The sequence below is a fragment of the Roseibium album genome (genome assembly GCF_001404515.1).
Lineage (GTDB): Bacteria > Pseudomonadota > Alphaproteobacteria > Rhizobiales > Stappiaceae > Roseibium > Roseibium album.
The window spans coordinates 69,318-81,348 of record NZ_CXWE01000009.1; the positions used below are offsets into that span (position 1 = coordinate 69,318).

A 12,031-nucleotide genomic window follows, 5' to 3' on the forward strand; every position below is an offset into this window, starting at 1 on the left:
GTCAGACACCGCTTGCCGGAATGCCGGTGCGTTCCACCTTCCGTGGCGCGGTGACCTCCTTCCAGGTGCTGAGGGCTGTGTTGACGGCCTGGAACGGTTCTCGTGCCACGAATTCGCCATGGCCCTGCTGGTGGTTGACTGCGCCGTCTTCCACGGCGACACGGCCGCGCGTGAGGGTGTAGCGCGGCAGTCCCTTGACATGCTTGCCCTCGAAGACGTTGTAGTCGATCGCCGACTGCTGGCTGTTTGCGGAGATCGTCTTTTCCTTTGCCGGATCCCAGACCACAAGGTCCGCGTCCGCGCCGACCAAAATTGCTCCTTTTTTCGGATAAATATTGAGGATTTTTGCAATGTTGGTTGAAGTCACAGCGACAAATTCATTCGGTGTCAGGCGACCCGTGTTGACGCCATAGGTCCACAGCATCGGCATGCGGTCCTCAAGGCCACCGGTGCCGTTGGGGATCTTGGTGAAATCGCCGACACCTGTGCGCTTCTGGTCTGTTGTAAACGCGCAGTGGTCGGTGGCAACCACCTGAAGTGATCCTGCGGCAAGACCAGCCCAGAGCGAGTCCTGATGTTTCTTGTCCCGGAAGGGAGGTGACATCACGCGGCGCGCGGAGTGGTCCCAGTCGTGATGAAAATACTCGCTGTCGTCCAGGGTGAGGTGCTGGATCAGCGGTTCGCCGTAGGCGCGGATACCGTTCTGACGCGCCCTGCGAATTGCCTCGTGGGCCTGTTCGGACGACGTGTGCACGATATAGACCGGCACGCCTGCCATGTCGGCAATCATGATGGCGCGGTTGGTGGCTTCGCCCTCGACTTCAGGCGGGCGGGAATGAGCGTGACCTTCCGGACCGTTGTGGCCTTCCGCGAGCAGTTTCTGCTGCAGGGTCGCAACGACATCACCGTTTTCCGCATGAACGAGGGGCAGGGCACCGAGTTCGGCGCAGCGCTGGAAGGAGGCGAACATCTCGTCGTCGTTCACCATCAGGGCGCCCTTGTAGGCCATGAAGTGCTTGAAGGTGTTGATGCCCTTCTTCTGAACGACTTCCTGCATGTCGTTGAAGACCTGTTCACCCCACCATGTGATCGCCATGTGGAAGGAATAGTCGCAATGGGCCATTGTCGACTTGTTGTCCCACATCTGCAGCGCTTCGAGCAGTGACTGACCGGGCGAGGGCAGGGCAAAGTCGACAACCATGGTGGTCCCGCCGGCGAGAGCGGCGCGGGTGCCACTGTCGAAATTGTCGGAGGAGAACGTTCCCATGAAGGGCATTTCCAGGTGCGTATGCGGATCGATGCCGCCGGGCATGACGTAACAGCCGGTTGCATCCAGCGTTTCATCGCCAGAAAGGTTGGGACCGATCTCCACGATCCTGCCGCCCTCGATCTTCACATCGGCTTCATAGGACAGGTCAGCGGTCACAACCGTGCCGCCCTTGATCACTTTGCTTGCCATCATCGTTCCCCTTTTTGTGTTGCCTCTATCTGGCGAATGTCTAACTCCTGCGTGTTCAGGTCCCGGCGCAGGGCCGGGACGGCGAAGAGATTTTGGAGCGCACCGATCAAAAAGGAATCTGACCGCTGAGATCCTTCCATTGCGGATTGAACCTGGCGATCATGTCATTGATCGTTTGTTTTGGCGCGCTCTTGAGCTGTTGTTCCTGTTGAATAGCTTCATTTTCGTCCGAGAGGACCTCAAAATAGACAAGTGTTTCAAAGCGTGTCCCATCGGCACTGCCGTTGGACATAGCCGCGGCACTGTCCCGTGCGATCCCTTCGCGCAAATCGCTCGCCGATCCGACATGCACGTTTCCGTTTGGCTTGTCCGCGAGAATGTAGACGAAATAGGCCATGGTTCCTTACTGATATTCGCTTCTGATCCGGTGCAAAAGTTCAAAACCGGGTCTTGGCTCCGCGCCGAGACGGCGATGGTTTCATCTGGACTGCCCGGACCTGATCCTGGGCCAACTCCAACGGTACTATTCCACGATTTCTGCGGTCTCGACCACGGCATGGAACAGGACGTCCGCGCCGGCCTTGGCCCATTCGCGCGATATCTCTTCCGCCTCGTTGTGCGAAAGACCGTCGACACAGGGACACATGATCATGGCTGTCGGGGCAACCTTGTTGACCCAGCAGGCGTCATGACCAGCGCCGGAAATGATGTTGCGGTGGCTGTAGCCAAGACGTTCGGCGGCGCTGCGGACCGCGTCAACGCAGCCGTGGTCGAATTCAACCGGGTCGAAGCCGCCGACTTTCTCGAACTCGACCTCGAGCCCCATGTCGTCACAAATCGTCTTGCCGCCGGCCTTAAGTCTGTCCTCCATGTCCTTGATGACAGCGAGATCAGGCGAGCGGAAATCAACGGTGAAGACGGTTTTGCCGGGAATCACATTACGCGAATTCGGATAAACGTCGATATGACCGGCGGCTCCAACCGCGTGCGGGGCATGCGACCAGGCGATCTCGTCGACGAGTTCCAGGATTTTTGCCATGGCAAGACCGGCGTTCTTGCGCATGGGCATTGGAGTTGAACCGGTGTGGCTGTCCTTGCCGATAACAGTGACCTGGGTCCAGGAAAGGCCCTGGCCGTGGGTGACGACACCGATATCCTTGCCTTCGGATTCCAGGATCGGGCCCTGTTCGATATGAAGTTCGAACATGGCGTGCATCTTGTCCTTTCGGGCTCCGACTTCCTCGTCACCTACCCAGTCGATGCGCTTCAGTTCATCTCCGAATTTCTTGCCTTCCGCATCTTCACGATCATAGGCCCAGTCCTGGGTATGGACCCCTGCGAATACCCCGGATGCGAGCATCGCGGGTGCGTAGCGCGTGCCTTCTTCGTTGGTCCAGTTGGTAACAACGATCGGATGCCTGGTCTTGAGGCCAAGATCATTCATCGTCCGCACCAGTTCCAGTCCACCGAGCACGCCAAGTACACCATCGTATTTGCCGCCGGTGGGCTGCGTGTCGAGGTGGGAGCCGACATAGACCGGCAGGGCATCGGGATCCGTGCCCGGGCGGGTCATGAACATATTGCCCATGGTGTCGACGGCCATCGTCATGCCGGCTTCCTCGCACCATTTCTGGAAAAGCCTGCGCCCCTCGGCGTCTTCGTCTGTCAGCGTCTGACGATTGTTGCCACCTGCGACACCCGGACCGATCTTGGCCATTTCCATCAGACTGTCCCACAGACGGTCTGCGTTGATCCTCAGGTTTTCGCCCGGAGCTGCCATTGGAAATCTCCTATTTCAATTCGGTTTCAACAAAGGACATGGGTGCGTCCCCGCCATTGATTACGTTGTGTTCCACGCCTTCATCGCGGCGATAGACGGTGCCGGAGGGAATGAGAACTTCGCGGCTTTCACCACCCGGTTCCTCAAGCAGCATCCGGCAGTCCGTCAATGTCGTGATGACATAGTCCATACCATGCCGGTGCCAGCCGGTTTCCGCACCCGGTTCAAAGTCGAAACGGGTCACACGGACCCTGTCGTCGTCGATCAGTTGCGTGGCGGTCGCCGGTGGTCTTTGCATCACGCTAAGCTTTCGTCTTTCTGGCTCAGTCGATGGTGTTGAGAACTGTCCTGAGTTTGTCGAACAGCTCGTCGATCTGATCCCTGGAAATGATCAAGGGTGGGGAGAGGGCGATGATATCGCCCGTCGTGCGGATCAGGATGCCATCATCGTAGGCCTTGAGGAAGGCCGAAAAGGCGCGTTTGGTCGGCTCTCCCGCAATGGGTTCCAGTTCGACAGCACCAATCAGACCGAGGTTTCGAACGTCGATTACATTCGGACAGTCCTTCAACGCATGCAGGCCGTCTTCCCAGTGTCGTGCAAGTTCGGCTGCACGGGTAAGCAGGTCTTCCTCGTCATAGGTGTCGAGTGTTGCAAGTGCGGCCGCACAGGCTACCGGATGACCGGAATAGGTGTAGCCATGGAACAACTCGATCATGTGGTCGGGGCCGGTCATGAAGGCCTGGTAGATGTCGGAGGAACAGAAGACGGCCCCCATCGGGATGACGCCCGAGGTCAAGCCCTTCGCTGTCGTTACCAGATCTGGCGTCACACCGAAGAAATCGGTCGCAAAAGGCGATCCGAGGCGTCCGAATCCGGTGATGACCTCGTCGAAGATCAGCAAAATTCCGTTCTGCGTGCAAATCTCCCGCAGTCGTTCCAGGTAGTGCTTGGGCGGGATGAGCACGCCCGTTGATCCGGCGACGGGCTCGACGATCACGGCGGCAATCGTTGAGGGGTCGTGAAGCTGGATGATACGGATCAGATCTTCCGCGTATTCGGCTCCATTTTCCGGCATGCCGCGCGAGAACGCATTGCGCTCGGGATCGTGCGTGTGGCGCATATGGTCGACACCGGTCAGCATCGTACCGAATGTTCTGCGGTTGGCGACGATGCCGCCGACCGAAATGCCGCCGAAACCGGTCCCGTGATAGCCGCGTTCCCGGCCGATCAGCCGTGTCCGGGTTCCCTGACCGATGGCGCGTTGATAGGCCAGGGCGATCTTCAGGGCCGTGTCGACGCTTTCAGATCCGGAATTGGTGAAAAAGACGTGATCGAGCGGAGAGGGCATCATGGCCGCAAGTCGGGCGGCAAGCTCGAATGCCTTCGGATGTCCCATCTGGAACGCCGGCGCATAATCGAGTTCTGCTATCTGGCTTTGAACCGCCTCGACGACCCTTGGTCGTGAGTGTCCGGCATTGCAGCACCAAAGACCCGCCGTACCATCAAGAACCTGGCGTCCATCGGCGGTGGTATAGTGCATGTCCTTTGCGGATACGAACATGCGCGGCGCCTGTTTGAACTGCCGATTGGCCGTATAGGGCATCCAGAAGGCTTCGAGGTTATTGGTTGCAGCATGGTTTGGAGCTGACATGCATCCTCCTTGCGTCTGCCTGAGCAGATCGTCTGTTGATTGTCATGTGAAGGAGAGAAAGGCGCGGATCGCCGTCCTGCAGCATCGGCAGTTCCGGCAGCACTGGTCCTCTCCCCACGCTGTTCAAAGCGCCTCGCGAGGTAATCCAACCCGAGCGAAACGCCTGTTATCCTCTGTGCGGCCTTTGGCCTTGTCCGGCTTTTGCCGGTTTTGTTTATGATGGTCAGATCCAGCCGAACCTTCAAGACTTCTCCCGTTGCGGGTCGTCTAATGATCGATTAGCCTTCTGACCACTTGGTCAATTTACCCTAGGTGTAATTTGACCAAATGGTCAAGATGCAATTCCGATCTATGTGACCAAATTCTGGTCTAACGCTGTCGGAAGCGTCTGGTACGATCCGGTGCGGAGCGAATTCGGTTGGGGGATTCGCCCGCAAAAATGGCAATCGGAAGGGCAGCCATTTCGGCTGTGATCGGAATTTTTCATGATGAGTCTTGGCGGGCAGGCGTCTGATACACCAAAGAACGGAGGCTTGAGCCGGATCCAGGAAAGGAACCGTTCTCTTATTCTAGATGCCGCGTTGAGTGAGTTTTCCAGAAAAGGCTTTTCCGGGGCAACAGTGGAGCGGATCGCGGCAGAAGCGGGCATGTCGAAGTCGAACCTGCTTTACTATTTTTCGTCCAAGGAAGCGATCTACAAGGCAACACTTGCGCATATCCTTGAGGTCTGGCTCGCTCCGCTGAAAACTCTGGATCCCGGAGGTGAGCCGGCGCGGGAGCTTGCAGCGTATATTCGCCAAAAGATAGAAATGTCGGCGACATTTCCCGAAGCCTCCAGACTGTTTGCAAACGAGGTCATGCAAGGCGCGCCGCAGATCCTTCCGATACTGGAAGGAGATCTCAGACGCCTGGTCTCGGAAAAATCCAGGGTCATCCAGGACTGGATCGACGCCGGGAAAATGCGTCAGGTCGACCCGGTGCAATTGATATTCATGATCTGGGCGACCACGCAGCACTACGCCGATTTTTCGATCCAGATCAGGGCCTTGACAGGCAAAGACCTGAGCGACCCAGTGTTTTTCAAGGAAACGGAAACCTCTATTACAACGCTGATCTTGAACGGGGTCGGCCTGACAGCACCAGGTAACGACGACTGAACATGAGCGATGATCCCTCGGACCCTTTTGCCTCCAAACGTATTCCGGTTACCGGAAGTCTTCATATCCTGAAGGATGATCTCACGGAAGATTTCGTTCGCGCCTCCGGACCGGGCGGTCAGAACGTCAACAAGGTTTCAACGGCGGTCCAGTTGCGGTTCAATCTGGCCGGCAACGAAACCTTGCCGCAGGACGTCAAGTCCCGGGCCGCAAGACTGGCCGGCAGCCGGCTGACACTGCATGGTGAAATCATCCTTCAGGCTGACCGGTTTCGAACCCGTGAACGCAATCGCGAGGATGCGCTCGAACGGCTGCTTGAACTGCTGCGCAGGGCGACCGAAAAACCAAAACCGCGCAAGGCAACAAAGCCGACGCTCGGTTCAAAAAAACGACGTTTGGATGCGAAGAAGCAGCGCGGTCAGATCAAGAAGATGCGAGGGCGGGCAGGGAAGTTGGACGACTGAGCACTAAAGGTGGGCTTTTCCGGTCGTACATTCGTTTCAGGCCGGGGCTGTTTCTGTTCTTTGAACACGTGGTGGGGGATTGCTTGTGTGCACGTCACTGATTTACAGGGACGCCAAGGGGCGTGTTTATTGCGGGCGCACGATGGAACTCGGTGCGCAACTGGCCTATGAGGTTGCCTTTGTTCCACAGGGCCAGGCCTGGACTTCTGAAACAGCAGGTAGTGACACGCCTCTACGTTTCGTCACAAACTACGGAATTATCGGGGTTTTTTACGCTCCGCCAGAGGTGCGGCCAGCGCCACGGACCTTCCAGAACCATACCATTGTGGATGGCATGAATTCTGCCGGACTTGTATTCAATGTCCTCGCGTATCCCGATTCAGGCGGACCGCAACCGGAGCGTCTTTCCAAGGCATCGGGGCTCAATGTGATCGATCTGGGCGCCTGGGCGCTCGGACAGTTTTCGACCGTCAACGAAGTTCGTGCCGCGTTGGAGGCGGTTACACTGAAGCTGGAACCACTTGACGGAATGGGCAGCCAGCCGCCATTTCACTATTCGCTCTACGACCGTGAGGGCGACGCGATTGTCATCGAGTTCCACGAGGGAAAGCTCACAATTTACGATAATCCTGTCGGTGTTATGACAAACGGACCGCAGTTCTCCTGGCACCTGATCAACATCAACAACTATGCACATCTGGACAATCGGGACCGGTCAGCCGGAAGACTAGGACAATTGGATTTACGCCAGCCGGATGCCGGTATTTCAATGGCGGGTATTCCGTCAGACACGACGTCTGTCGGCCGGTTCGTCAAGGCTGCCTATTTTGCAACGTTTGCCGAGAAGGTTTGCGACCCTGACGTAGCCGTGCGCACACTCAGTCATATCATGAACAATTTCGATCGGGTGCGCGGGTTGTCGGTTACGGATCCCGAAACAGGCGACGCGTTCGGCGAAACCCTGGGGCTTGAGAACAGCGAGAATTCGACCGAATACACCACGTGGACCCAGCTCTCCGACACGGCACGCTGCCACTATCATGTCAGGGCTTATGAGGCGCTCAATTTTACGCGCTTTGATCTGAAGGCATTTGACGGCGCAAGCCGCATACTCTCTGCGCCGCTGGCAAGTTTGCCGGACCTTGGTGGTGATGGGATCGGTCTGCTCCAGGACGTTTACTAGACTGGTCTTGAAAATCCGGATCCGCCAATCGCCGGACACAAGGCCGTGGCTGTTTGTTACCCGCAAGGTTCTGAACGCGCTAGTATGTCCTGCATGGAACCCGAACATTTGTCTGGGAGCGCGCTGTCTCACCCAGACGTTGGTTTTGAAGATGCTTTCATCAGGGTGAGATCCGATCCATCCATCAGGGGAGATGGAGACCGGCATCGACAGTGTGACCACAAGTGTATGGCCATTTCGCATAATCAATATTATGGAATATTTTTATACAAGTGAAACGGCGCGCGTTCTCAGAGGTTTAGCCGTGTCTATGCATCCGTGTCCTGACAAAGCGCACTAAGCGCCTTCGTCTTCGTCCGTTGCATCTATGACCCGCCTGGAAATGTCGAACGCAAATCCCGCACGGCACATCGCCGCCAGATCCCTGTCGCGTCGCTCAATCCTGTCGGCGGATTTTCTGAACGGACCAAGCCGACGCCGTCGTGCATATACATTAGCTGCTTCGGCATCTGACGCCTGGTCGTCGTTGAGTACAGATTGGATTGTGTCGCGATCGACACCCTTGGCTGACAGCTGTGCTTCAATCTTGCGCCTGGAACCGCCGCGACGTCTGAGACTGGCCGTCTTTGTTTCCGCGTAGGTTCGATCGTTCACAAGACCGGCTTTGACGCATTTTTCAACGACGGTTTCGATCATCTCCGTGAATTCGCCAGGGTCACGTTCATGATGTCGACAAGCTTTCAGAACCCGGCGTTCCAGGAGCTTTTTCAGGTTGCTTGCAGATGAATTGTAGCGTTCCAGATAGTGGATCGCCACTCTGGTCAATCTGTCCACGGTCGGTAGTTTTGGTCGTGACTTATCCGGCATGTGTTGGTGTGTGGATTTCTTCGGCCAGCTCGGTCAGGTCGATCTGCATATTGTCGAACGCCGGTTCGATGTTCTCCGGCAACTCGTCACGCAGAGTTTGATAGTCCAGATCGCAGTGCAGATTGGTAAAAATGGTCCTTTTAGGTGCGATACGCCCCGTCCAGTCAAGCGAGTCTTCCAGGCAGAAATGGCTCGGATGTGGTGCTCTTCGGAGGCAATCCAGGATCAATAAGTCGAGTTTTTTCAATATGTTGAGGCTATCTGGAGAGATATCCGAGACGTCTGGTACATAAGCGGCATCGTCTATCCGGAAACCAAGCGCATCAATTTCACCGTGCGCTACCGGTATAGGCTCAATGGTCAGTGTTCCGCCGTCGCCTATGATCTCGACATGCTTGCCAGGTTCGATTAGCCGATGTTCAAGAATTGGCGGGTAATTGGAGCCGGCCGGCTTTTCAAAACAGTATTTGAAGGCCTGACGGGCGTGACGATAGGTTTCCGTGTCCATGTAGACAGGCATGCGACGACGACTGAGAAGCCAGAATGCGCGCAAGTCGTCTATTCCGTGCAGGTGATCGGCGTGTGGGTGGGTGTAAAGGACAGCGTCCACATGGAGGACATTTGCTGCAAGCATTTGTTGCCTGAGGTCAGGCCCCGTGTCGACCAGCACCGTCGTGCAGCCGTATTCACCGCGTTTTTCAATCAGCAGAGAACAACGTGAGCGCCGGTTTTTCGGCTCATCGGGATCGCACGCGCCCCAGTCGTTGCCAATTCGGGGTACTCCGGCAGAAGATCCTGAACCGAGAATGGTCAGTTCTACACTCATGACGAGACAACTCCTGTCTGCCCTGCGTTTCCGGGTACTTTCTTGAAGAGGCGGAAGAAGTTTTCAGTTGTCTGGGCCGCTATTTCTTCTGCCGAAACACCCCGAACCTCAGCAAGAACGGCAGCAGTCATCGCCGTATAGGCCGGTTCATTGCGCTTGCCGCGCCTTGGTTGCGGTGCCAGGTAGGGTGCATCGGTCTCAACCAGGAGCCGTTCCGGCGGCAGTACCCTCGCGATTTCACGCAATTCTTCGGATTTCTTGAACGTCAGGATGCCGGAAAAGGAAACATAGAGACCAAGTTCAATGCCGGTCATCGCAAGCTCGCGACCGGATGAGAAGCAGTGCAGGAGGGCCGGGAAGGCCCCCTTCCCCATTTCATCGCGCAGAATTTCGGCCATGTCTTCATCGGCATCGCGGGAGTGAATGACCAGGGGCAGACCGGTTTGCCGGGCGGCTTCAATGTGGGTGCGGAGACCTTCAGCCTGGGCGTCGCGCGGGGACTTGTCGTAGAAATAATCCAGGCCTGCTTCTCCAATCGCAACGACCTTGGGATGCGCGGCCAGGGAGACAATTTCCTCGACCGGAATTCCGCGTTCAGCGCCGGCATTATGCGGATGGGTACCGACTGAACAATAGACTTCCGGGTATTCTTCGGCGATCGCCCTGATCTTGTCGAATTTTCGGATATGGGTGCAGATCGTCACCATCAGGCCGACGCCAGCCTCATGCGCGCGCGCGATCAAGGCGTCTCGCTCGCCGTCAAAATCCGGAAAGTCTAGGTGGCAATGGCTGTCGACAAGCATGAAGTGTCCTGGAACTGAAAATGTCTGCAAAGCGATATGTTACGGCGCGCCTTGATACCCGGAATCGGATTTTTACCCAAGTACAGTGTTGCTCACGCAGCGCGCAGCGCGAAAAAAAACTCGAGAACCACTTGTTTCCGGTCCAGATTGAGCGCTTCGGCATCGCTTATTGCACGGTTGGTCTTTTCCCACAGTTCGACATATCGATAGGCCTGCCGCACTCCACTTTGCACGTCCTGACGCATGCGTTCGTGAAGCCAAACCCCAAGAACATGCCGGAAATTATCCCAGTTGTCCGACTGTCCTCGCGCGGAAACGAGATCGGCAAGCGTGTGTACGGCGGCAAGATCCAGTTGCGCGGAATTGTCGGCCAGACGGCGTAATCCCTTTGCAATTTCAAGCCCGTCACCCGACAGCAATGATATGGCCGAGCGCAGGCTGCCATCGGCAATGCGGGCAAGGTCGGTCAGATCGTCAGATGCAGGCGCAGCATTGCCGGCAAGAGCCTGAAGTCCCTCGCAAATCTCCGTCACAACGAGGAGGGACATGTCCAGGCGGCGGCACCTGGAACGGATCGTCGGCAGCAATCGTCCCGGCGCGTGACTGAGAACCAGAAACAGGCAGCGCTCCGGGGGTTCTTCCAGGGTCTTCAAAAGCGCATTGGCGGAACTTGCATTCATGTCGTCCGCAGCATCGACAATGCAGATACGCCATGCCTTGGCTGAGGCAGTCGTGCCGAAGAACGAGACTGTACGCCGGACCTCGTCAACCGGAAGATCCGCCTTGAAACGCTTCGCTTTTTCATCCCAGGGACGCCGAAGATGAAGAATGTTGGGATGTCCACCGGCTGTTACCTGGCGCGTAACGGGGTGGTCCTCCGGTATGCTCAGATTCTGCGCCGCGGCGGCAACACTTCCGAACCTGTCAGGGTTCGCAATGACGAATTTCGCGAACCGAAATGCCAGCGTCGCCTTGCCAATCCCCTTGGGGCCGCCCAAAATCCAGGCATGATGCAAACGTTGCGAGCGATAGGCGTTCAGCAGTGCAAGCTCTGTATCACGATGCCCGATCAGCAATTTCTGTTCATGTGGCAGCGGATATCCCGCGATTGCATCGACTTCCGGAATTTCGACCGGTTCGTTTCTGCGAGCCATCAGAGATGAACCTCTGATCTTTGCGACAACTTGCCCATGTCGACGAGATCCCCGGAAAATGCCTCCAGAACCGCCTTGCGGACTGCCTGTTCCGTGAAATCCTCGTCCCTGGAACCATCCACGATGGTGAACCGGTAAGCTTCTTCCAGAGCCAACTGAAGGAACAGTTTCCGGCGCCGTTCGTGTACTGCGACAGCCTCGTCTTCGAAACGGTCCGGCCCGCCGCTTTCATCGCTCTCGGATCTTTTGGCAACACGGCTGAGACCTATTTCAGGTGGAACATCGATCAGGATCGTCATGTCGGGATGCAAGCCGGCAATGGCAGCTGTCTCGAGCAGTTTCAGATAGTCCTGATCGACACCGGCCTCGCCCTGATAGACACGCGTTGAATCAGCGTATCTGTCGCAAAGGACCCAGTCACCGCGTTCCAGTGCCGGTTTGATGGTCACGTCGACATGATCCGCACGGGCTGCGGCAAACAGCATTGCTTCACCGCGCGGTCCCAGGTCCTTTGCCCCGCCGGACAGAAGCATTGAACGGATCTTTTCTGCTCCGGGAGAACCACCGGGCTCCCGCGTGACGATGACGGATTTCCCGAAACTCTCCAGGAAGGCCTTCAGCCGAACAATCTGAGTCGACTTGCCTGCGCCCTCTCCACCTTCAAATGTTATGAAATGTCCCGGCAA

The 12,031-nt window shown here is 56.8% G+C and carries 13 protein-coding genes; 3 read left to right on the plus strand and 10 right to left on the minus strand.

What is annotated here, in order from left to right; genetic code table 11:
- Nucleotide 1: 1 nt before the first annotated feature.
- The 5 genes from hydA to aptA all read right to left on the minus strand — a co-directional run bounded on the left by hydA (nucleotide 2) and on the right by aptA (nucleotide 4,891).
- Nucleotides 2-1,462 (minus strand): dihydropyrimidinase, encoded by a 1,461-nt coding sequence (gene hydA / locus LA5095_RS26420; RefSeq protein WP_208992872.1) that lies wholly within the window; start codon nucleotides 1,460-1,462, stop codon nucleotides 2-4.
- A gap of 103 nt (nucleotides 1,463-1,565) precedes the next feature.
- The gene (locus LA5095_RS26425; protein ID WP_055120571.1) at nucleotides 1,566-1,856 is read right to left on the minus strand and encodes a GIY-YIG nuclease family protein; all 291 of its coding nucleotides are present in this window, start codon (nucleotides 1,854-1,856) and stop codon (nucleotides 1,566-1,568) included.
- 126 nt (nucleotides 1,857-1,982) lie between these two features.
- Nucleotides 1,983-3,239 carry a Zn-dependent hydrolase gene (locus tag LA5095_RS26430; RefSeq protein WP_055120572.1) on the minus strand — a complete coding sequence of 419 codons (1,257 nt, stop codon included), beginning with the start codon at nucleotides 3,237-3,239 and terminating at the stop codon, nucleotides 1,983-1,985.
- 10 nt (nucleotides 3,240-3,249) lie between these two features.
- Nucleotides 3,250-3,537 carry a cupin domain-containing protein gene (locus LA5095_RS26435; protein WP_029065475.1) on the minus strand — a complete coding sequence of 96 codons (288 nt, stop codon included), beginning with the start codon at nucleotides 3,535-3,537 and terminating at the stop codon, nucleotides 3,250-3,252.
- Nucleotides 3,538-3,562: 25 nt separating this feature from the next.
- The gene (gene aptA, locus LA5095_RS26440) at nucleotides 3,563-4,891 is read right to left on the minus strand and encodes an omega-aminotransferase AptA (RefSeq protein ID WP_055120574.1); all 1,329 of its coding nucleotides are present in this window, start codon (nucleotides 4,889-4,891) and stop codon (nucleotides 3,563-3,565) included.
- 485 nt (nucleotides 4,892-5,376) lie between these two features.
- Between aptA and LA5095_RS26445 the strand changes: the two genes are divergently transcribed.
- The 3 genes from LA5095_RS26445 to LA5095_RS26455 all read left to right on the plus strand — a co-directional run bounded on the left by LA5095_RS26445 (nucleotide 5,377) and on the right by LA5095_RS26455 (nucleotide 7,695).
- The gene (locus tag LA5095_RS26445) at nucleotides 5,377-6,048 is read left to right on the plus strand and encodes a TetR family transcriptional regulator C-terminal domain-containing protein (protein WP_055120576.1); all 672 of its coding nucleotides are present in this window, start codon (nucleotides 5,377-5,379) and stop codon (nucleotides 6,046-6,048) included.
- A gap of 2 nt (nucleotides 6,049-6,050) precedes the next feature.
- Nucleotides 6,051-6,512, plus strand: a complete 462-nt coding sequence (gene arfB, locus LA5095_RS26450) for an alternative ribosome rescue aminoacyl-tRNA hydrolase ArfB (RefSeq protein WP_055120578.1) — start codon at nucleotides 6,051-6,053, stop codon at nucleotides 6,510-6,512.
- An 85-nt stretch (nucleotides 6,513-6,597) separates the two neighbouring features.
- A complete protein-coding gene (locus LA5095_RS26455; RefSeq protein ID WP_158510442.1) occupies nucleotides 6,598-7,695 on the plus strand; it encodes a linear amide C-N hydrolase in 1,098 nt (365 codons plus the stop codon).
- Between the two features lie 336 nt (nucleotides 7,696-8,031).
- On the opposite strand, the gene LA5095_RS26460 is transcribed toward LA5095_RS26455, so the two are convergent.
- The 5 genes from LA5095_RS26460 to tmk form a co-directional block, all read right to left on the minus strand.
- Nucleotides 8,032-8,511: a regulatory protein RecX gene (locus tag LA5095_RS26460; RefSeq protein WP_235808883.1), complete on the minus strand. Its 480-nt coding sequence runs from the start codon at nucleotides 8,509-8,511 to the stop codon at nucleotides 8,032-8,034.
- Between the two features lie 40 nt (nucleotides 8,512-8,551).
- Nucleotides 8,552-9,388, minus strand: coding sequence for an MBL fold metallo-hydrolase (locus LA5095_RS26465; protein WP_055120583.1), 837 nt, complete (start codon nucleotides 9,386-9,388; stop codon nucleotides 8,552-8,554).
- Nucleotides 9,385-10,191: a TatD family hydrolase gene (locus tag LA5095_RS26470; protein ID WP_055120584.1), complete on the minus strand. Its 807-nt coding sequence runs from the start codon at nucleotides 10,189-10,191 to the stop codon at nucleotides 9,385-9,387. The genes LA5095_RS26465 and LA5095_RS26470 overlap by 4 nt, the downstream gene beginning before the upstream one ends.
- A gap of 92 nt (nucleotides 10,192-10,283) precedes the next feature.
- On the minus strand, nucleotides 10,284-11,345 hold the full coding sequence (locus LA5095_RS26475) for a DNA polymerase III subunit delta' (protein ID WP_055120586.1): 1,062 nt from the start codon (nucleotides 11,343-11,345) through the stop codon (nucleotides 10,284-10,286).
- On the minus strand, nucleotides 11,345-12,031 hold the full coding sequence (gene tmk / locus LA5095_RS26480; protein WP_055120588.1) for a dTMP kinase: 687 nt from the start codon (nucleotides 12,029-12,031) through the stop codon (nucleotides 11,345-11,347). Before tmk ends, LA5095_RS26475 begins: the two co-directional genes overlap by 1 nt.